We start from the raw sequence: 18,793 nt of genomic DNA, 5'->3' as shown, positions 1-18,793 counted from the left end.
CGGGCAGCACCGTTCCACGATTTCCGGCTAGAGCGGTACGTGCCGGCCGATAGCATCTGCGTCTTCTACGGTTCGACGGGGGTCGGCAGAGGCATTATGTGCGCCAAACGAAAAAACCGCCGGTTAGGGCGGGGTTGCGGCGGTCGTCTCGATTTGGTCCATCATTCAAAGCCACAAGCGTACCGCCCCCGCAAAGGGGGCTGTTTCAAGTTCGTTTGAGTCCGGTGATACGTCTGCTTATGCCGGGCGATTGGAACAGGCAGGGAACAGAGCTCCGGATATTCCCGTATTGAACCGCGATTTCGCGTTCTGTTCTGCCGCGAGCTGCCTGATTGTCAGGTGCCTCGGTCGGGAGAACTTATTGATTTAACTGGGGAAAATGGTGCTGCCAGACAGGATTGAACTGTCGACCTCTCCATTACCAATGGAGTGCTCTACCACTGAGCTACGGCAGCATGCTGGGTGCAGGAATCAGCCTCGAGGGCGCCTACCAAGCGGGGCGATCCTTGCCACAAGGTCACGGGCGGCGCAAGCGCGGGTGGCACTTAGAATGCATCATTATAACAGGGGTGTGGTGGCCTGTTGCGGTTGCAGCCGCCTTGCGCTTCGCCATTGGCGAGTCGATCGGGTTCCCCATGGCCTCGATAACCGCCGGCAGAGCCTTCATTGGCCGGATCATCACCTCGAAGTCGATCATCTCGCCTGACGCGTTGAAGGCGGTTATGTATGGGTTACAGGATCCAATCGGGCGCATCTGTGCACGCCATTCGATCGACCATGACAGCCATGACCGATAAGCCGAGCAAACCCGCCAAGGAAAGTGCAACTGCCCGTCAGGACAGGCTGCGCCAGGCGCTGCGTGAAAATCTCAAGCGCCGGAAGGTGCAAATGCGCGGGCGCGCCAGTCAGGCCAGCGATGCCGTCGCAGTCGAGGCGTCATCGGACGCCGATAAGATACAGGACTTCTGTTCAAGACCCGTCGATCCCGATCGGGATTGATGGCACCCGTCCGCCGCGTGAGCATGCGAGTTTAAATGTCATCAGAATCCCAGGCATCATCCAGCGCCGAGCTGCCGGCCTACGCGCCGCGGGCGGCGCTGCCGCGTCACGATCAGACTTTTCCCGTGCTGACGGCGGCGGAGATCGAGCGGATGCGCCGCTTCGGTGAGATCCGGCACTACAAGGATGGCGATTGCCTGTTCGAGACCGGCAAGCCCGGTCCCGGCATGTTCGTGGTGTTGTCCGGACATGTGACGATCACCCAGCGCGACGGTTTTGGCCGTATCACGCCGGTGGCCGATCAGTGCACCGGACAGTTCGTCGCCGAGATCGCGCAACTGTCGGGCCGCGTCGCGCTGGTTGACGGTCATGCTGAAGGCGATGTCGAGACGCTGCTGATTCCGCCGGAACGGCTGCGCGCGCTGCTGATCGCGGAAGCGGATCTGGGCGAGCGCATCATGCGTGCGCTGATCCTGCGTCGGGTGAACCTCCTGCAGGGCAGCGCTGGCGGTCCGGCTTTCATCGGCGCGGCCAATTCCAGCGATGTCATTCGCCTGCAGGGTTTTCTCAGCCGCAACGGTTATCCGCATCATCTGCTCGACCCCGCAACGGACAAGGACGCCGCCGATCTGATCGCGCGCTATACGCCGTCGCCGGAGGATCTGCCGCTGGTGGTGGTGGCCGACGGCACGGTGCTGCGCAATCCGTCATTCTCCGAACTCGCCCGCGCGATGGGCATGATCAGCCATATCGCCAAGGGCAAGACCTATGACGTCGCCATCGTCGGCAGCGGACCCGCGGGCCTGTCCACTGCGGTGTATGGCGCGTCCGAAGGCTTGTCGATCGCGGTGTGCGATGCCAAGTCATTCGGAGGACAGGCCGGCGCCAGTGCGCGGATCGAGAACTATCTCGGTTTCCCCACCGGCATCTCCGGCATGGCACTGACGGCACGGGCCTTCAATCAGGCACAGAAATTCGGCGCCGATATCATGATCCCGGCCGCCGTGAAGTCGCTGGACTGTTCACGCAAGGACGGATTGTTCGCTCTTGAACTCGACGATGGCGATGTCATGCGTGCCAAGGCCATTGTGGTGGCATCGGGCGCACGCTATCGCCGGCCGGATATCGAGCGGCTCGCCGATTTCGAAGGTCGCGGCGTCTGGTACTGGGCATCTCCGATCGAGGCGCGGCTCTGCAGGGAGCAGGAAATCTACCTGGTCGGCGGTGGCAATTCGGCAGGTCAGGCGGCGGTGTTTCTCGCGAGCCAGGCCAACAAGGTGCATATGGTGATCCGCGGCGGAGGTCTCGGCGCCAGCATGTCGCGCTATCTGATCGAGCGCATCGAGGCGACACCGAATATCGAGCTGGTCTTCAACACCGAAGTCGTGGCGCTGGAGGGGACGCAGGAAGTGGGGCTCGAACGGATCTGTACCCGTAGTCGGCTGTCCGGCGAGGAGTCCTGCGCCGACATCCGCAATCTGTTCCTGTTTGTCGGCGCCGACCCCGCCACCGAATGGCTGGCGGATTGCGGCGTCACCCTTGATCGTCATGGCTTCATCATCACCGGCATTCCCGCCAATGGCCGCAGCGTGCAGGCGCTGGAGACGTCGGTGTCCGGTGTCTTTGCGGTCGGTGATGTGCGCTCGGGTTCGGTGAAGCGTGTCGGTGGCGCGATCGGCGAGGGCGCCCAAGTGGTGGCAGCGCTGCATGGTTTTCTCGGCGATACGGCCACGCCGACCCTTTGAGTTCATAACGGGAGATCATCATGCCCAAAGGTTGCACGCATATTTCCGGCATTCGCGATGTGACACCCAGCGCACTCGGCTGCGAGGAATGCCTGAAAACGGGCAGCATATGGCTACACTTGCGGATCTGCCGGACCTGCGGTCATGTCGGCTGTTGCGACGATTCCCCGAACAAGCACGCGACCAAGCATTTCCACACTACGAAGCATCCGATCATCGAAGGCTACGATCCGCCTGAAGGTTGGGGCTGGTGCTATGTCGATGAAGTGATGTTCGATTTGTCGGATCGAAAGACTCCGCACAACGGGCCGATCCCGCGCTACTACTGAGACAATCGTCCCGACACGGCTCTATTGATCGAACGCGAAAGTCTTGAACGAAACGGCGCCTTGCACGCAAATCTATATGATGACTATCAGCCAAAAACTATTGGCAAGTTCCCGCGCTGCACCCTAAGATTTGAAAAGTTCTAAAGCAGGGGTGCATCATGGTCCTAGGAATGAGCTTGGCAACGTTCACGTTGCTTCATGTGGTGGTCAGCCTGATCGGCATCGTCGCGGGCCTTGTCGCAATGGTCGGGTTGTTGAAGTCAAAGCCGATGCCCGGCTGGACCGGTCTGTTTCTGCTGACGACGATCCTGACCAGCGTGACTGGCTTCTTTTTCCCGGTCGAAAAATTGCTGCCGTCGCATGTCATCGGCATTATTTCGCTGGTGCTGCTGGCGGTCGCCTGTTTGGCGCTGTACGGCCAGAAGCTGGCGGGGCCATGGCGCTGGATTTACGTGCTGACTGCGATGATCTCGCTTTATCTCAATGTGTTCGTGCTGGTGATCCAGAGCTTCCTGAAGGTCCCGCCGCTTCATGCGCTGGCACCGAGTGTGCCGCCGAGTGAGCCGCCTTTTGCGATTGTTCAGGGCATCGTGCTGGTGTTCTTCGTCGTCACGACCTTCCTTGCGATCAGGAAGTTTCGCCCAATGCCCGGCGGCTTCGCCTGATCGCCGGGCGGCGATCTCCCGCCGATAGCCGCTAGGCTTTGCCTTTTCGGGCGGGCGATTCCCGGAGGATCGCCCGTATTTCGCCGAAGGTGCGCTTCACAAGCGCCTCGGGTCTTTCGCCTGCGTCCTGCGCCAGCCAGATCTCGCCGCCGATCCGCATCGCGCCCGTCGTGATCATGGCGACCAGCCGCGCCTGCAATTGCCCGGGTTTGTCTTTGGCGCGGTTGCCGAGCGCGGCGGCAATGGCGCGCTCCATCTTCTCGTATTTCACATGGTCACGCGCGCGCAGAGCGGGATTGCCGTGCTTCAATCGTGCGATGGCGATCGCCTCAGAGCTCTCGAGCTGCTGTGCCATCGAGAGCAAAGCATTTTCCGCGGCCAGCAGCATCGGCTCGTCCGCGGGCCTTGCGGTGATCGCGGCCACAAGGAAATCCGTGCTGGCATCCTGCCACGCCAGCACGAGGTCTTCCTTCGACGCGAAATAATGGAAGAAGCTGCGGCGCGAGATCTCTGCGGCAGCAGCGATGTCGTCCAGCGTCGTTTCCTCGAAACCGCGCTTGAGAAACAGCTCCATCGCGACCTTGGTCAGCCGCTCTCGCGTCTGCTGGCGCTTCCTTTCGCGCAGGCCGGTCGGCGGCGCAGCAGGTGCCGCAACCGATTTCGCGTCTGTTTTCATCGGCTTAGCCGGCATCTTGGCGGTCACAACAATCCTCGATCTGCACTTATTGCAAGTTTGCACTGAGTGCACATTTATGTCCGGCGGCCGCGCCGCAACGATTCTCGATCCTGGGGAGATATAAGCATGACGGACTGGAGCATCGACCATATTCCGCCCATGACCGGCAAACTGGCCGTGGTGACCGGGGCGACAGGCGGCCTCGGCTTCGAGACGGCAATGGCGCTTGCGGGAGCCGGCGCCGAAGTGGTGCTGACCGGCCGTAGCGACGCCAAGGGGAGCGCTGCGATCGAGCGCATCTGCGAGCGACATCCCGACGCGATCATCAGCTATGAGCACCTCAATCTCGCCAGTCTGGACGCCGTCGCTACTTTCGCACGCCGTTTCGATGCGATGTACGCGTCGCTTGATCTGCTGATTAATAATGCCGGCGTGATGGCGCTGCCGACGCGCCAGACCACCGCCGACGGCTTCGAGATGCAGCTCGGTACCAATTATCTCGGCCACTATGCGCTCACGGCGCGTCTGCTCCCGGTGCTTCGCCGCAACAAGGCGCCGCGTGTGGTCAATCTCAGCAGTCTTGCGCATCGTTCGGGCCTCATCGATTTCGACGATCTTCAGGGCGCGACATTCTACAAGCCGTGGAAAGCCTATCAGCAGTCGAAGCTCGCGATGCTGATCTTCGCGATCGAGTTGCAGCGGCGCAGCGATGCCGCGGGCTGGGGTCTGATGAGCAATGCCGCGCATCCCGGTTTCGCGCTCACCGATCTCATTCCGAACGGTCCCGGCAGCGGTGGCTTGATGGGGCTCGGAAGCCGGTTGCTGCGTCCGCTGAGCCATTCAGCCGCCGCCGGTGCCTTGCCGACATTGTTTGCAGCCACCTCACCCGATGCGAAGCCAGCTGGCTATTACGGCCCGAACGGCGTCTACGAAATGAAGGGGCCGCCGGCTCCCGCGAAGATCATGCCGCGAGCTCAGGATGCCGCCGTCGGCGCGCGGCTGTGGGAGGTCTCAGCTGCGCTCACCGGCATGTCGTTTGATCAGGTCGCAATTGCCGCCTGATTGCGTCGCGCGATCGACTGTCAGTCATCCAAAGGAAGTCTCATGAAAGTCATTCTGTTCGGTGCGACCGGCATGGTCGGGCAAGGCGCGCTGCGCGAATGCCTGCTCGATCCCGATGTCGAAGCCGTGCTCGTGGTCGGCCGCAGTCCTACCGGGCAATGCGATGCCAAGTTGCGTGAGATCACGCATACGGATTTTTTCGATCTGTCGGCCATCGCGCCCGACTTGACGGGCTATGGCGCCTGCCTGTTCTGCCTTGGCGTCTCGTCGCTGGGCATGAGCGAGCCGGACTATCGTCGGATCACCTACGACATCACCCTCGCGGTGGCGAACACGCTGGCGCGGCTCAATCCCGCGATGACCTTTATTTACGTCACCGGCCAGAGCACCGACAGCACCGAGCAGGGCAGCGTCATGTGGGCGCGGGTCAAGGGCAAGACCGAGAACGACCTGCTCAAGCTGCCGTTCAAGGCCGCCTATATGTTTCGCCCCGGTGGCATCCAGCCGCTGCATGGTGTGAGGTCCAAGACCGTCTGGGTGCAGGCGATCTATACCGCGACCGCGCCCCTCTGGGCGCTGCTGGTCCGGATCGCGCCAAAATACGTCACCACGACAGAGAAAGTCGGCCGCGCCATGATCCGGGTGGTTCGTAACGGTTATTCCAAGCCAATCCTGGAAACCCCGGATATCAATCAGGTCGGAGCGTAAACGGGCCGATTCGGCCCTTTTCCAGATTTGCTGCCGGCCTCATCGAAAAACCGCAAATTTCGACGCTTTTGCTTTAAAGAGGCCATCCGCCCTATAGTCGGGGCACAGCAATCAGCGGGAATCGGTATGGATCGCATTCGCATCGTCGGCGGCAGCAAACTCAATGGCACGATCCCGATTTCGGGCGCCAAAAACGCGGCGCTGCCATTGATGATCGCCGGTCTGCTGACTGACGAGACGCTGATTCTCGACAACGTGCCGCGTCTGGCCGACGTCGCGCAGTTGCAGCGCATTCTCGGCAATCACGGCGTGGACATCATGTCGGCCGGCAAGCGCCCGGGCGACCATGAATATCAGGGCCAGACCCTACATATCTCCGCCGCCAATATCATCGATACGACAGCGCCCTACGAGCTGGTGTCGAAGATGCGCGCCTCCTTCTGGGTGATCGCGCCGCTGCTGGCGCGCATGCATGAAGCCAAGGTGTCGCTGCCCGGTGGCTGCGCAATCGGCACCCGTCCAGTGGATCTGCTGATCATGGCGCTGGAGAAGCTCGGCGCCGAGCTGACTATCGACGGCGGCTACGTGATCGCCAAAGCCCCCGGCGGCCTGAAAGGCGCCGAGATCGACTTCGCCAAGGTCACCGTGTCCGGCACCCATGTCGCGCTGATGGCCGCGACGCTGGCCAAGGGCACGACCATTATCAACAACGCGGCGTGCGAGCCGGAAATCGTCGACGTCGCCGACTGCCTGAACAAGATGGGCGCGCGCATCTCCGGCGCTGGCACGACGACGATCACGATCGAGGGCGTGGCCAAGCTGAATGGCACGCGCCACACCGTGCTGCCGGATCGCATCGAGACTGGTACCTATGCCATGGCCGTGGCCATGACCGGCGGCGATGTGCAACTTTCAGGCGCACGGCCTGAATTGCTACAGTCGGCGCTCGACGTACTGGTCGAGGCCGGCGCGACGGTGACGCCGAACAACGACGGCATCCGCATCTCGCGCAACGGCGCGGGCATCAAGCCGGTGAACGTGTCGACGGCGCCATTCCCCGGCTTTCCGACCGATCTGCAGGCGCAACTCATGGCGCTGATGACGACAGCCACGGGCTCCTCGCATATCACCGAAACGATCTTCGAAAACCGCTTCATGCATGTGCAGGAGCTGGCACGCTTCGGCGCGCGAATTCATCTCGACGGCGAGACCGCGACCATCGACGGTACGGCCAAGCTGCGCGGCGCGCCCGTGATGGCGACCGATTTACGCGCCTCGGTCTCTTTGGTGATCGCCGGCCTCGTCGCGGAAGGCGAGACCATGGTCAACCGCATCTATCATCTCGACCGCGGCTTCGAACGGCTCGAGGAAAAGCTGTCCGCCTGCGGCGCCACCATCGAGCGCATCAGCGGATAGGTTCTCACATGAGGTCGTCGTGACGGGTCAACGCAAGCTGATTGCACTGGATGCCGACGACCTCGCGGTGATTTCCGCGCATGTTCAGGATGCGGCTGTCAATGTCGGCGACATTATCTGGCGGCAGGGCGAGAAGCGGCTCGTGGTCGGCATGAGCCGGCTCGACTGGGATCAGACGATTTCAGGGGAAGTCACGCCGCGCCGGCTAGTCTCGGCGCTGCGGTTCGACCGCGTGCTGGCCTGCAAGTCCCGCGATATCGATCTCGAAACGCCCGACATCGCGCTGGAACTGTTCGGCATCGAATTCCATGCCGCCGAGCCTCCTGGCGGTAGCGTCGTCCTGATCTTCGCCGGTGGGGGCGCACTCCGGCTGGACGTCGAGTGTCTCGAGGTCGAACTGGCCGATCTCGGCCCGGACGATCTGACCAGCGATGCCGGCACCGAGGCCTCCGGTCTGGACGCCTGATCCGCTATTCATCCTTTCCATGGCAGCACAGGGTTGACGGCCCTTTGCCGCCGCGCCATTGAGCAGGGGGCCTTGGCCGGCAAGGCCCCGCCGGAACACCAGAATGCCAATTCGTATCGATACCGCCAGCGCCGATTTCACCCAGCGCTTCAATGCCTTCCTGACCATGAAGCGTGAAGTCGCGGCCGATATCGAGGCTGCCACGCGCGCCATTGTCGATGACGTCGCCGCTCGCGGCGACGCAGCGCTGCTGGAGGCCACCCGCAAGTTCGACCGACTCGACCTCAAGGCCTCGGCTCTGCGCGTGACCCCTGCCGAGATCGATGCCGCCGTGGCCGCCTGCGACGCCGAGACCGTCGAGGCCCTGACATTCGCCCGCGACCGCATCGAGCTGTTTCACAAGCGCCAGCTCCCCAAGGACGATCGCTTCACCGATGCGCTGGGCGTCGAGCTCGGCTGGCGCTGGAGTGCCATCGAGGCTGTCGGTCTCTATGTGCCCGGCGGGACTGCGGCCTATCCATCGTCGGTGCTGATGAATGCCGTGCCGGCCTGGGTCGCAGGCGTCGAGCGCGTGGTGATGGTGGTGCCGTCGCCGGACGGCAAGCTCAACCCACTGGTGCTGGCCGCGGCGAAGCTCGGCGGCGTGTCCGAGATCTATCGCGTCGGTGGCGCGCAGGCCGTGGCCGCTTTGGCCTATGGCACCGCGACCATCGCGCCGGTGGCCAAGATCGTCGGTCCCGGCAATGCCTATGTGGCCGCTGCCAAGCGCCAAGTGTTCGGCAAGGTCGGCATCGACATGATCGCAGGTCCGTCGGAAGTGCTTGTTGTCGCCGACGACACCGCCAATGCCGACTGGATTGCCGCCGATCTGCTGGCGCAGGCGGAGCACGACGCCAATGCGCAGTCGATCCTGATCACCGACAGCGAGCGCCTTGCGGACGATGTTATCCTTGCCGTCGAGGCCCAGCTCACCACACTGCCGCGCGCCGAGATCGCGCGTGCGTCGTGGGAGAGTTTCGGCGCGGTCATTCTGGTCGATAAGCTCGATGACGCCGTGCCGCTCGCCAACGCCATCGCCGCCGAGCATCTCGAAATCATGACGGCCGATCCTGAGGCGTTCTCGCTCAAGATTCGCAATGCCGGCGCCATCTTCCTCGGCGGCCATACGCCGGAAGCGATCGGCGATTATGTCGGCGGCTCGAACCACGTGCTGCCGACCGCACGCTCGGCGCGGTTCTCGTCGGGTCTCGGCGTACTTGACTTCATGAAGCGAACATCGATCCTGAAGTGCGGGCCGGATCAGCTGCGGGCGCTGGGACCGGCTGCGATGACGCTGGGCAAGGCCGAAGGCCTCGATGCTCACGCACGTTCAGTCGGATTGCGCCTCAATTTGCGATGAGTAATGCCCCTCCACCAGAGGATGACAGCAACAACCGCATCGTCGCGGTGACGCTCGATGAGGAATCGATCGGCCGTTCCGGGCCGGATATCGAGCATGAGCGCGCGATCGCGATCTACGACCTGATCGAGCAGAATCTGTTCGCGCCGGAAGGCGCACACGTCGGCCCGTTTACGCTGCATATCGGCATCACCGGCAGCCGGCTGATGTTCGATATCCGCCGCGAGGACGGCACGCCAGTCGTCGCGCACCTTCTGTCGCTGGGGCCGTTCCGCCGCATTGTGAAGGACTACTTCATGATCTGCGACAGCTACTATCAGGCGATTCGCACCGCTACGCCCGACAAGATCGAGGCCATCGACATGGGCCGCCGCGGCATCCATGACGAAGGCTCGCGGACGCTGCAGGAACGATTGGCCGGCAAGGTGCGCGTCGATTTCGAAACGTCGCGGCGGCTTTTTACGTTGATCTCTGTCCTTCATTGGAAAGGCTAGTCGCTGATGGCCGCGCCGCCACGCGCGCGTACGCCGCAGGCGGTGTTGTTTGCCTGCGGCCAGAATAGCGTGCGCTCGCCGATGGCCGCCAGCCTGTTGCAGCAGATGTTTCCGCAGGCGCTGTATGTGAAATCTGCCGGGGTGAAGAAGGGCGAGCTCGATCCCTTCGCAGTGGCCGTGATGGCCGAACTCGGCCAGGACATCTCCAGACACAAGCCCATGACCTTCGAGGAACTCGAGGACTGGGAAGGGCTCAATTTCGATCTCATCATCACGCTGTCGCCGGAGGCGCATCACAAGGCGCTGGACCTGACGCGCACCGATGCCGCCGAGGTCGAATACTGGCCGACGGTGGATCCCACGGGAACCGAAGGTAACCGCGACCAGAAACTGGCGGCCTATCGCGAGGTCTGCGATGGACTGCTGCTGCGAATCCGCAAGCGTTTCGCCAAAGGCGGCGCGGCGAGCGGTTAAATAACCGCACCGCGGTTGTCGAAGCAGAGCCCTTCCGATAGGTTCCGGCCGCATTTCCAGGATCATCGCCCCGCATGCTCGGCCGTCCCAAATTCGTTCTCGCCTCCGGTTCGCCCCGCCGCCTCAGCCTGCTCAACCAGGCCGGCATTGAGCCCGATGCGCTGCGTCCCGCCGATGTCGACGAGACCCCGAAGCGGGGCGAGCTGCCGCGCGCCTGCGCCAATCGGCTGGCGCGCGCCAAGGCGGAAGCGGCGCTGAAGTCGGTCCAGCTCGACGACGAACTCCGCGGCGCGTTCATTCTTGCTGCCGATACCGTGGTGGCCGTCGGCCGCCGTATCCTGCCCAAGGCGGAATTGGTCGATGAAGCCTCGCAGTGTCTGCGGCTGCTGTCGGGCCGCAACCACCGTGTCTATACGGCGGTCTGCATCGTCACCCCCAAGGAAAGCTTTCGGCAGCGGCTGATCGAGACCAAGGTGCGCTTCAAGCGCCTCAATGAAGAAGACATCTCGACCTATATCGGCTCCGGCGAGTGGCGCGGCAAAGCCGGTGGTTATGCCGTGCAGGGCATTGCCGGCTCCTTCGTGGTCAAGATGGTCGGCTCCTACACCAATATCGTCGGCCTGCCGCTCTATGAGACCGTCTCTCTGCTGGGCGGCGAAGGTTTCCCGATCCGTTTCGGTTGGTTGAATGCAAGCTAAGGTGTCCAAATCCGGCGAAAAACCGTGCCCGATCTGCGGCAAGCCCGTGGTGGAGGCCTCCAAGCCGTTCTGCTCCGAGCGTTGCCGCGACGTCGATCTCAATCGCTGGCTGTCGGGTTCCTATGCGATTCCCGGCAAACCAACGGATGACGAGGACGCCGAATAGGCTTGACGGGCATTCGCGCTGTCCAAGCCGGTCCGAAGCGGTCATTTCCCATTGTTTTGACGGGAAAATCTTCGTTCACAGAAATGCCATCGGGCGGGTGGACAGGGCCGATTTGCCTGACTATAAACCGGCGCTCCCTGGACCTGATCCGGGGCGGCGCCCAGGTAGCTCAGTTGGTAGAGCATGCGACTGAAAATCGCAGTGTCGGTGGTTCGATCCCGCCCCTGGGCACCATTTGTTTGTCCCCCAGCTTCCTCCTCTGTCCGCTGATGTGCTAAAAGTGCTTGAATTCAAGCGCTTTCTAGTTCGCGGACATTCGCGAGCGTCCGCCGGCAGCCGGTGTTTTTGTTGGTATCGCTGTTGGTATTCCGTCGATCGGGTGTTGGTAGATTGACCGCGGGGACCAAATCGATGCCGCTTTCGGATGCCGCCTGCCGTGCCGCCAAATCCGCCACGAAGCCCTACAAAATCAGTGACGGAGGTGGGCTGCATTTGCTTGTTGAAAAGAACGGGTCGCGGCTTTGGCGGCAGGCGTATCGGTTCGACGGAAAGCAGAAGTTGATCGCGCTGGGCGCCTAGCCGGGGAAACGTTCGCCGTGATCCTTGGCCGCATGACAGATGCAGAAATCCGCATCAGCGGAAACAAGCGGAAACCGAAAATCGAGGACGCGGTTGCGCTCTACGAGGGCGGATTCGCGTACGAAGGCGCAATGATCGTCGCTACACTTGCTGACTTGGCAGAAGGTATGCACGATACAATCGTTGACGCTTTTAAGTTCCTTCAACGCCAAATGAAGGCAGGCCTTGCGACAGGGCAGGCGCTCGGCATGTACGAAGTCGGATTTGGCGACCGCGAAATCGCGAAAGATCTTGCGACAACGTTTACGCAGGTGACGAATTTTGCTGATTCCCGGCTTGGGTCCGGGCTAACGGTGAACTGACGCGAAGCCTAATAGCGCCATATCCGGCTTATTTTGGAACTGTACTTGATGAACTGCTGGCGTAAATCGCTAATCTGTGCCCGTTCCGTTGGCTAACGCCGCCGCGGATGTGAACATGTATGCGACAGCTGACGGCGTCGAGGCACAATGGCACCGGCAAGATTAGTCCTGCAAAGTCCATCCTGCCGACCCGATGTTTGAAGTGCTCCCCAAAACTAGGCCAGCGCGTGCCGGAATTTTCCGGGGTTAGGGCTCATATCGGCGGAGGCGCCGATGAGCCATTCAAGTCTCTCCGCCAACCCTCCATTTTCTGCTGTGCGTTGTCGAGGCTCAGGAACCAGTGCGTGTTCAAGCATTCGCTTCTGAACTTGCCGTTGAAAAATTCGAGGGCTGTTGTCGTTGATTGCGTTCGGTCAAGGAGGGATCAGCATAGGACCCGGGTTAAAGCCAGCAATGCAGAAGTGCGCATTTCTTCGCAGAGCAGCTTTTGCCGAGCATCCATTAGGCCACTTGAATCCGTCATCTCACGTTTATGTGTCCCGGCAGATCCACCCGCCAATTGAATTACGATCGTAATTTAATATTATAACCGTAATGGCATGAGGCCTTCTTTAGGGCGATAGCATGCCGCAAACAGCGCTTTGCGAGGATATATGAACGTCACCCCCGCCCCTTCACGCATTCCGCAAGAGACCGTGGATCTATCCTCGCTCGGGGTAGCAGCCGCAGCAGCGGCGATCCGTAACGGCGATATCACGTCGGAAGCCTACACTTCGACGCTTCTGCGGCGCGCCCGCGCGCTTGCCGAGCTCAATGCCTTCATTACCATCGACGAGGCTGCCGTACTGTCGGCCGCAAGGGATGCGGACAAAGCGCGTGCGGCCGGATCGACGGCGTTATTACTGGGCGTGCCTCTGGGGGTGAAGGACAGCTATTTGACGAAAGGGCTGCCTACCAGCTTGGGTCTCGGTAACCTGGCTCACTTCATTCCGCAGGAAGATGCCGACGCGGTCCGTGCAATCAAGGACGCGGGCGCTCTCGTCTTCGGCAAGAACAATCTGGTGGAGATGTCCTATGGGCTGACCGGCCACAATGAGCGCTACGGCCAAGTTAAGAACCCGCACGCCCGCGATCGCGTAACAGGCGGCTCCTCAAGCGGCTCTGCCGCATCCGTCTCCGCCGGGATCGTACCGGCTTCCTTGGGTGGGGATACGGTAGGCTCGATCCGGGTGCCAGCATCGTTTTGTGGCGTGGTGGGATTCAAGCCAACCACCGGGCGTTGGCCGCGCAACGGCGTTGCGCCGATTTCCCATACGCTAGACACGACGGGCACATTTGCCAGGAGCGTCGAGGACTGCATGTTGGTGGATCAGGCCGTGACTGGTGAACAGGCTCCGGAGTTCTCCAACAGTGGGCACGGCCTGAAAGGAACTCGACTGGCCTTCGCGCCTCGGCAGTTTCTGGATCTGGTGGACTCGGAAGTCGAGACCCGCTTCCGCGAGGTGGTTCGGCAGCTACGAGCTGCCGGTGCCGAAGTCGTTGAGGTCGACCTTGGCGAGGATTTCAATGCCCTCATCCAAACCGCGACGTGGGGCATATTCGCTCACGAGACGATGGGCGCAATTTCGGAATTCCTTCGGCGCCACGACATTCCGACCACGTTCGAAGCGATCTACGAGAGTCTCAAGCCCCAGCTTCGGCAGGCGTGGGGGCACATCGTCCTACCGGGCGGCGCGGGTGCCACCTCGGCAGAGGCCTATCAGACGGCACTCAGCGTGGGCCGGCCGGAAATCCAGCGCCGCTTGAACACCGCGTTTGTCTCTCATGGAGCGCTGGCCATTCTGCAGCCGACTACGCCCTGCACTGCGCCTTTGATCGAGGAGCAGGCCACCGTCCATATCGCGGGGCAGGAAGTCAGCTACCTCGCTTTGGCGAACCACACCGTGTCGGCGAGCAGCGTGGGACTGCCGGGTATCAGCCTTCCTGCGGGTCTGTCTCACGTGGGCCTTCCGATCGGCCTCGAGCTGGACGCCCCGTTAGGAAGCGACCGGGCGCTTTTGGACGTTGCGTGCCGGATCGAGGGCGTCTTGGGCGCCACGTCGAGAGCGATCTAACGCTGTGGTCCCCTTCGCATGGCGAAGGGGCCACAAACACGACAACCGATAAAGGATCAACGGATGACCAATGCACTGTACTCCACGCGAGCCATTACGGTCGAACACGTGACCATTAGCTCAAAAAAGCCGTTCGAGGAGGTTCAAGCCAAGCTGGCGACCTTGGCCCCCCGCATCGACGACGGAATCTTCACTCTCCTACGATACGGTGAAAGCTCGCGCGCGCTTCGAGAGTTGGAGGCAAGTCCGCCACTCACCATTTTCGGCCAGCGTGACCACGGGGCGCTGCTGGCGATTGCTGGGCAGACGAGCCGCTCAATCCAGTACGATATCGGAAATCCGCTCACCGCATCCAAGATGACCCGCCACCGGTTGTCGGCTGGGCTCTATGCGCCGATCCGCGTTCTGCTGCGCGAGGACGGCGGTGTTGGGTTTGAGTATGATCGACCAGCATCGATTTTTGGCCAGTTTGGCAACGATGAGGTCAATGCCGTGGCCCAGCAGCTTGATCGCGATCTCCAAGCCTTGTTGGAAGCGGCTGCAGCGTAAAGGCTGCGGACTATTAGAAGGGTCGAAAGAAGATGCGTTTCGAGAAAGGTCATAAGGCAGCGACGCGACGGCACATCGTCGATGTCGCGTCGAAGTGCGTGCGCCGAGACGGCATTTCCGCCGCCGGGATCGCCGGGATCATGGGCGAGGCCGGCTTGACCAAAGGGGCATTCTCTCCGCATTTCGAGTCCAAGGAAGCGCTCGTTCGCGAGGCGATAGCGAGCGCGCTCGGCGACCAGCAACTCCGCCTCGACGAAGATCAGCGGAAAGGGCTAGACCTTGAGGGAGCGATCCGGAGATACCTCAACCGCGCTCACCTCGACGACAAGGCGGCCGGTTGCCCTTCGGCGGCGTTGCTCCCAGAAATCGCCCGCCAGCCGCTATCCACTCGGCAAGACTACGAGAAAGCGCTGCAACGCTACGTGTCCACTCTCGCCGCATTGCTTCCTGACGCCGGATCTGCAGCGAGCCGCCGCCGCGCGACCGCCATCTTCGGCCTCATGGTAGGCACTCTCCAGCTCGCGCGGGCCGTGCCCGACACTCTCCAAGCGGAGCAGATCTTGGAGGGCGGCGTGGAGGCCGCGCTGCGCTTGGCAGGAACTATATCTTCCTCGATTAGTAGGGACGGAAACGGCTACTAGACATCGCTTGGAGTCACCGAGTTCATCTTACGGCCAATTGCATTCAGGTCCTTCTTCCTAAACTTGGGAGCAGGGCGACTATGCCGGACATTCTATCCCCGCTCATATGCGCAAGATCCCTCGAGCTTCGGACGACCCAATTGCCAAAGACAGGCTACATCGATGTGTTTGAGTGTTACGGATAGAAGCCATTCTCTTAAGCGCCACTGCCTGGCCACTTCGCAAATTCCATAACATTCGATCGACGAATGTCGCGTGTTGCAGCAAAGCTAGAATGTCAGCACTGAGCAAGAGGACTGCTCATGGTTTGTGTTGAATTGGTCAACTCGAACGTTCTCCTGCGATAAGCCTTTGAAGCAGTGCGTTTGGTCTTGAGCGATGAGAAGAAGCTCTCCATCGACGCATTGCTCGCCGCCACACCGCCATCAGTCGGACGTCCGCAACCAGTTGCGGTATCATGCTCGCGCTCACCGACCAGCCAACTACCCGGCGCGAGAACAGATCGATGACCGCCGCCACGCAAAGCCAGCCTTCACCCGTTGCCATAGCATCGTCGATACAGGATTTCGCGCAGGGCGATCGGTTCAGCCCAGCATGGAAGCCCGAGCGGGACACTTCCAATGCATCGCATATAGGGCTTCAAGGGGATCGAGGCTCGCTCCGCTGCCCCCCAGCCCCTTTGCGCCGATGCACCCGCCGCGCCAGCCCGATTCAGCGCGAGCGACGCGACGGGAAAGATCATCACCGGCACGGGGAAGTCCGCTGCTGACGCAGCGCGCCTTCCGGAAGGAAAAAGGCGCTCGCTCGGGGAAAGAACTTGGCTCGTGGTCCGCAGTCAAGCGCGCCGGATCGAACCATCTTGGGCTTTCAGCCCGCCCCAACCTTCCCCCGTGAGCGAGAGGAGAGCCGGTCCTAGCCATCGATCGCCGCGGCGAATGACCCTTCCCCCTGCCAATGGCTTTACGTCAGGTTGTGGCCCTATTAATACTCGCATTGAGCGTGGAAGCTTGGGGATCTACGGGGTGCACCTGCCTTATCGGGAAGACATTGACGGGCTTCGCGCTGTAGCGGTCATTCTTGTTGTTATCTTCCACGCATTTCCGGCCGCCTTGACCGGCGGGTACGTGGGCGTTGACGTGTTCTTCGTCATCAGTGGGTACGTGATCACCCGAAAATACTTCCCTCAAATGACGGAAGGCACCTTCAGTTTCGGGAAGTTCTACCAGGCGAGAGCTAGGAGGCTTTTGCCAGCGCTCTCAATAGTAATCGGAGCAACAGTTATCCTTGGCGGCTTCATCCTGCTGCCAATCAGATATGAGAATCTGGGCCTCCAAGGCATCGCCGGATCATTGTTCTTCCCGAATTTCTTGGCGTGGACGGAAGTCGGGTACTTCGATGCCGCGGCCGAAACGAAACCCCTTCTCCACCTATGGTCGTTAGGGATTGAAGAGCAATTCTACCTTCTCTGGCCGCTCCTACTGATCCTCTTTGCGAGAACCCAAAAGAGAGCGATCCCGTTTCTAACTGTGATCATAGTTGCGTCATTCATCTACTGCATCATTGACACACATCTCAACCAAGCGACGGCATATTACAACCCGCTCGCTCGCCTTTGGGAACTCGGAACCGGCGGACTTATCGCGGTCGCAATCCGGAGTCCTAAGCGTGGGAACATCGTTTCTTTTTTCGGCCTTGTACTCATCTTATGCAGCGCCGCCCTTCTCACCAAATCTAGCGAATTCCCCGGCTGGCGTGCTGCAGCCCCTGTCGTCGGATCCGCCCTGATCCTCGCTTACGGCGCGAGTTTCTTGGAGCGCCGGTTACTCGTAGAGATCGGAAAGATCAGCTACCCCGCTTACCTGTGGCACTGGCCCCTGATAACCTTTGCGACGATTTCAGGTCTTACATCTGCGTGGATCATGGGATCCATCGTCATCGCCAGTTTTGTTCTGGCTTGGCTAACTGCTGCACTAATAGAAACCCCAATTCGCTTCGGACGTCTCAGCCAGCGGGCGCCTGCTATCGCATCGTCGATGGCCGCTCTCGTCCTTTTGATGAGCGCCGCGGTATGGTTCAGCAGCGGCCTCCCACAGCGCTACCCTGCGGAGATTCGATCGGTAATCGATACAATGCGATATGACCCAGCCGCAGGCGCTCGCGCGCAGACGTGCTGGATTGCGAACACTGCGACAAGCGAGTTCGGCAGTGAGTGCAGTGCTGGGCAAACATTGATCTGGGGCGATTCGCACGCTGGTCGCCTTTACACCGGCTTTTCCGAAGATCGCGACGGACAGGTCGCTCAATTTACACGAGACGCATGCCTACCCTCATTCGGTACAAACTCGACGGTATGCGAAAGGAGCAACAACGATATTGTTAACAGGATCGCTGAGCTAAAGCCGAATAAGCTGATTATATTCGCCTTCTGGGCATATTTGGTAAACAGCGAAGAATTGAAACGCTCCCAGATGAGCAGTCTCGCGCGCGCTGTGGTCGAACTGCGAAAATCAGTGAAGCAAATCGTGATCCTCGGTCCCGCGCCGCATTGGTCACCCGACTTGCCCACACGGGTTTATGAGAACTGGAAATCCTCGGGCAGAATTCTGGATCGCATCCGACCAAGCAACGTGGACTATAAGAAATTGGACAGCGATCTCGCCGCCGTAGCGAGGAGCTCCGGTGCTCAGTTCATTTCAATATACAACGCCATGTGCAACGAGGCGGGATGCATCACACACGGAAGCTCGCCGAGAGGCGAATTGATCTCATGGGATTATGGCCACCTGACAAAAGCTGGAGCCAATTTTGTGGCTGACCTAATCCGAACCGAAACGCATACTTCACTTGAACGATCGGACCTGAAGTGAGGCACCATGCCGACCGAGATTGATCAAACACGCAGCTGGCAGCGATGCCAGTCTCCCTTCCTTCGTCGCCCGACGATTGATGGAGGAAAAACGTCACACTTCGGCCAGACTTGGCGGCGGCGATCATCGAACGGTTCGTGGGAGTACAACAAGAGGCCGAGTCAGATCAGCAATACGAGGACCGCCAATATTGAGTAGCGGTCACTGCGTCCAAGTCATTCCCTGCTGTTATTCCAGCCGTAGCATTGACCATGGCATAGGGACCTCCTCTCGACTAATCGGAGGATCCGACTCTATCGACTGACCATCCAGTGGGTGGGAATACCCATGTCGGCAGAAGGCGCAGTCAGATGGACAGCCGCTAGGTTGGCCTCCCCCCCTGAG

General features: G+C 60.9%; 19 protein-coding genes, 2 tRNA genes and 3 pseudogenes. 20 read left to right on the top strand and 4 right to left on the bottom strand.

Features of this window, described 5'->3' with window-relative positions; genetic code table 11:
- Positions 1–380 precede the first annotated feature (380 nt).
- Positions 381–455, bottom strand: a tRNA-Thr gene (locus SFY93_RS27395).
- Positions 456–777: 322 nt separating this feature from the next.
- Here SFY93_RS27395 and SFY93_RS27390 point away from each other — a divergent pair.
- From SFY93_RS27390 to SFY93_RS27375, 4 genes are all read left to right on the top strand, one after another.
- Complete coding sequence (locus tag SFY93_RS27390) at positions 778–999, top strand: hypothetical protein (protein WP_320445301.1); 222 nt, start codon at positions 778–780, stop codon at positions 997–999.
- 35 nt (positions 1,000–1,034) lie between these two features.
- On the top strand, positions 1,035–2,744 hold the full coding sequence (locus SFY93_RS27385; RefSeq protein WP_320445300.1) for an FAD-dependent oxidoreductase: 1,710 nt from the start codon (positions 1,035–1,037) through the stop codon (positions 2,742–2,744).
- A gap of 20 nt (positions 2,745–2,764) precedes the next feature.
- Positions 2,765–3,073, top strand: a complete 309-nt coding sequence (locus SFY93_RS27380) for a UBP-type zinc finger domain-containing protein (RefSeq protein WP_320445299.1) — start codon at positions 2,765–2,767, stop codon at positions 3,071–3,073.
- Between the two features lie 158 nt (positions 3,074–3,231).
- Positions 3,232–3,738 (top strand): hypothetical protein, encoded by a 507-nt coding sequence (locus SFY93_RS27375; protein ID WP_320445298.1) that lies wholly within the window; start codon positions 3,232–3,234, stop codon positions 3,736–3,738.
- Between the two features lie 31 nt (positions 3,739–3,769).
- Here the strand turns inward: SFY93_RS27375 and SFY93_RS27370 are convergent, their stop codons facing one another.
- Positions 3,770–4,564 carry a TetR/AcrR family transcriptional regulator gene (locus SFY93_RS27370; RefSeq protein ID WP_320445297.1) on the bottom strand — a complete coding sequence of 265 codons (795 nt, stop codon included), beginning with the start codon at positions 4,562–4,564 and terminating at the stop codon, positions 3,770–3,772.
- Between SFY93_RS27370 and SFY93_RS27365 the strand changes: the two genes are divergently transcribed.
- From SFY93_RS27365 to SFY93_RS27310, 12 genes and pseudogenes are all read left to right on the top strand, one after another.
- Positions 4,541–5,476: an SDR family oxidoreductase gene (locus tag SFY93_RS27365; RefSeq protein ID WP_320445296.1), complete on the top strand. Its 936-nt coding sequence runs from the start codon at positions 4,541–4,543 to the stop codon at positions 5,474–5,476. The genes SFY93_RS27370 and SFY93_RS27365 overlap by 24 nt on opposite strands.
- Positions 5,477–5,518: 42 nt before the next feature.
- Positions 5,519–6,184, top strand: a complete 666-nt coding sequence (locus SFY93_RS27360) for a Rossmann-fold NAD(P)-binding domain-containing protein (protein ID WP_320445295.1) — start codon at positions 5,519–5,521, stop codon at positions 6,182–6,184.
- A 126-nt stretch (positions 6,185–6,310) separates the two neighbouring features.
- Entirely contained in the window at positions 6,311–7,600 is a 1,290-nt protein-coding gene (murA, locus tag SFY93_RS27355) for a UDP-N-acetylglucosamine 1-carboxyvinyltransferase (protein ID WP_093756957.1), read from the top strand.
- Between the two features lie 19 nt (positions 7,601–7,619).
- Positions 7,620–8,066, top strand: a complete 447-nt coding sequence (locus tag SFY93_RS27350) for a DUF2948 family protein (RefSeq protein ID WP_315843657.1) — start codon at positions 7,620–7,622, stop codon at positions 8,064–8,066.
- 103 nt (positions 8,067–8,169) lie between these two features.
- Positions 8,170–9,465 (top strand): histidinol dehydrogenase, encoded by a 1,296-nt coding sequence (gene hisD / locus SFY93_RS27345; RefSeq protein ID WP_320445294.1) that lies wholly within the window; start codon positions 8,170–8,172, stop codon positions 9,463–9,465.
- Positions 9,462–9,959 (top strand): UPF0262 family protein, encoded by a 498-nt coding sequence (locus SFY93_RS27340; RefSeq protein ID WP_089266102.1) that lies wholly within the window; start codon positions 9,462–9,464, stop codon positions 9,957–9,959. The genes hisD and SFY93_RS27340 overlap by 4 nt, the downstream gene beginning before the upstream one ends.
- A 6-nt stretch (positions 9,960–9,965) precedes the next feature.
- A complete protein-coding gene (locus SFY93_RS27335; RefSeq protein ID WP_068734774.1) occupies positions 9,966–10,433 on the top strand; it encodes an arsenate-mycothiol transferase ArsC in 468 nt (155 codons plus the stop codon).
- Positions 10,434–10,507: 74 nt separating this feature from the next.
- On the top strand, positions 10,508–11,131 hold the full coding sequence (locus SFY93_RS27330) for a Maf-like protein (RefSeq protein WP_068734776.1): 624 nt from the start codon (positions 10,508–10,510) through the stop codon (positions 11,129–11,131).
- Between the two features lies 1 nt (position 11,132).
- Positions 11,133–11,297 (top strand): DNA gyrase inhibitor YacG, encoded by a 165-nt coding sequence (gene yacG, locus SFY93_RS27325; RefSeq protein ID WP_414716994.1) that lies wholly within the window; start codon positions 11,133–11,135, stop codon positions 11,295–11,297.
- Positions 11,298–11,455: 158 nt separating this feature from the next.
- Positions 11,456–11,531 (top strand) — tRNA-Phe (locus tag SFY93_RS27320).
- Positions 11,532–11,708: 177 nt separating this feature from the next.
- A pseudogene (locus SFY93_RS27315) lies at positions 11,709–11,870 on the top strand (Arm DNA-binding domain-containing protein); the annotation flags it as partial.
- A gap of 23 nt (positions 11,871–11,893) precedes the next feature.
- Complete coding sequence (locus tag SFY93_RS27310) at positions 11,894–12,238, top strand: hypothetical protein (RefSeq protein WP_320445293.1); 345 nt, start codon at positions 11,894–11,896, stop codon at positions 12,236–12,238.
- Between the two features lie 280 nt (positions 12,239–12,518).
- Here the strand turns inward: SFY93_RS27310 and SFY93_RS27305 are convergent.
- A pseudogene (locus tag SFY93_RS27305) lies at positions 12,519–12,626 on the bottom strand (integrase core domain-containing protein); the annotation flags it as partial.
- A 265-nt stretch (positions 12,627–12,891) separates the two neighbouring features.
- Here SFY93_RS27305 and SFY93_RS27300 point away from each other — a divergent pair.
- The 3 genes from SFY93_RS27300 to SFY93_RS27290 all read left to right on the top strand — a co-directional run bounded on the left by SFY93_RS27300 (position 12,892) and on the right by SFY93_RS27290 (position 15,542).
- Positions 12,892–14,352: an amidase family protein gene (locus SFY93_RS27300; protein ID WP_320445292.1), complete on the top strand. Its 1,461-nt coding sequence runs from the start codon at positions 12,892–12,894 to the stop codon at positions 14,350–14,352.
- Positions 14,353–14,415: 63 nt separating this feature from the next.
- On the top strand, positions 14,416–14,901 hold the full coding sequence (locus SFY93_RS27295) for a DUF302 domain-containing protein (protein ID WP_320445291.1): 486 nt from the start codon (positions 14,416–14,418) through the stop codon (positions 14,899–14,901).
- A 32-nt stretch (positions 14,902–14,933) separates the two neighbouring features.
- Positions 14,934–15,542, top strand: a complete 609-nt coding sequence (locus SFY93_RS27290) for a TetR/AcrR family transcriptional regulator (protein WP_320445290.1) — start codon at positions 14,934–14,936, stop codon at positions 15,540–15,542.
- Positions 15,543–15,876: 334 nt separating this feature from the next.
- Here the strand turns inward: SFY93_RS27290 and SFY93_RS27285 are convergent.
- Positions 15,877–16,082 (bottom strand): annotated as a pseudogene (locus SFY93_RS27285) (IS3 family transposase); the annotation flags it as partial.
- Positions 16,083–16,564: 482 nt separating this feature from the next.
- Between SFY93_RS27285 and SFY93_RS27280 the strand changes: the two are divergent.
- Positions 16,565–18,409 (top strand): acyltransferase family protein, encoded by a 1,845-nt coding sequence (locus SFY93_RS27280; protein ID WP_320445289.1) that lies wholly within the window; start codon positions 16,565–16,567, stop codon positions 18,407–18,409.
- Positions 18,410–18,793 lie beyond the last annotated feature (384 nt).

The organism is Tardiphaga sp. 42S5 (genome assembly GCF_034044155.1).
Classification (GTDB): Bacteria; Pseudomonadota; Alphaproteobacteria; order Rhizobiales; family Xanthobacteraceae; genus Tardiphaga; species Tardiphaga robiniae.
Note: the sequence above shows the minus strand (reverse complement) of the source record. Positions and strands in the feature narration are given on the sequence as shown.

What these genes read in the sequence shown, in the direction of transcription:
- SFY93_RS27390 (WP_320445301.1), top strand. Translation starts at nt 778, where the DNA reads ATGACAGCCATGACCGATAAGCCGAGCAAACCCGCCAAGGAAAGTGCA.
- SFY93_RS27385 (WP_320445300.1), top strand. Translation starts at nt 1,035, where the DNA reads ATGTCATCAGAATCCCAGGCATCATCCAGCGCCGAGCTGCCGGCCTAC.
- SFY93_RS27380 (WP_320445299.1), top strand. Translation starts at nt 2,765, where the DNA reads ATGCCCAAAGGTTGCACGCATATTTCCGGCATTCGCGATGTGACACCC.
- SFY93_RS27375 (WP_320445298.1), top strand. Translation starts at nt 3,232, where the DNA reads ATGGTCCTAGGAATGAGCTTGGCAACGTTCACGTTGCTTCATGTGGTG.
- SFY93_RS27365 (WP_320445296.1), top strand. Translation starts at nt 4,541, where the DNA reads ATGACGGACTGGAGCATCGACCATATTCCGCCCATGACCGGCAAACTG.
- SFY93_RS27370 (WP_320445297.1), bottom strand. Translation starts at nt 4,564, where the DNA reads ATGGTCGATGCTCCAGTCCGTCATGCTTATATCTCCCCAGGATCGAGA.
- SFY93_RS27360 (WP_320445295.1), top strand. Translation starts at nt 5,519, where the DNA reads ATGAAAGTCATTCTGTTCGGTGCGACCGGCATGGTCGGGCAAGGCGCG.
- murA (WP_093756957.1), top strand. Translation starts at nt 6,311, where the DNA reads ATGGATCGCATTCGCATCGTCGGCGGCAGCAAACTCAATGGCACGATC.
- hisD (WP_320445294.1), top strand. Translation starts at nt 8,170, where the DNA reads ATGCCAATTCGTATCGATACCGCCAGCGCCGATTTCACCCAGCGCTTC.
- SFY93_RS27340 (WP_089266102.1), top strand. Translation starts at nt 9,462, where the DNA reads ATGAGTAATGCCCCTCCACCAGAGGATGACAGCAACAACCGCATCGTC.
- SFY93_RS27335 (WP_068734774.1), top strand. Translation starts at nt 9,966, where the DNA reads ATGGCCGCGCCGCCACGCGCGCGTACGCCGCAGGCGGTGTTGTTTGCC.
- SFY93_RS27330 (WP_068734776.1), top strand. Translation starts at nt 10,508, where the DNA reads ATGCTCGGCCGTCCCAAATTCGTTCTCGCCTCCGGTTCGCCCCGCCGC.
- SFY93_RS27300 (WP_320445292.1), top strand. Translation starts at nt 12,892, where the DNA reads ATGAACGTCACCCCCGCCCCTTCACGCATTCCGCAAGAGACCGTGGAT.
- SFY93_RS27295 (WP_320445291.1), top strand. Translation starts at nt 14,416, where the DNA reads ATGACCAATGCACTGTACTCCACGCGAGCCATTACGGTCGAACACGTG.
- SFY93_RS27290 (WP_320445290.1), top strand. Translation starts at nt 14,934, where the DNA reads ATGCGTTTCGAGAAAGGTCATAAGGCAGCGACGCGACGGCACATCGTC.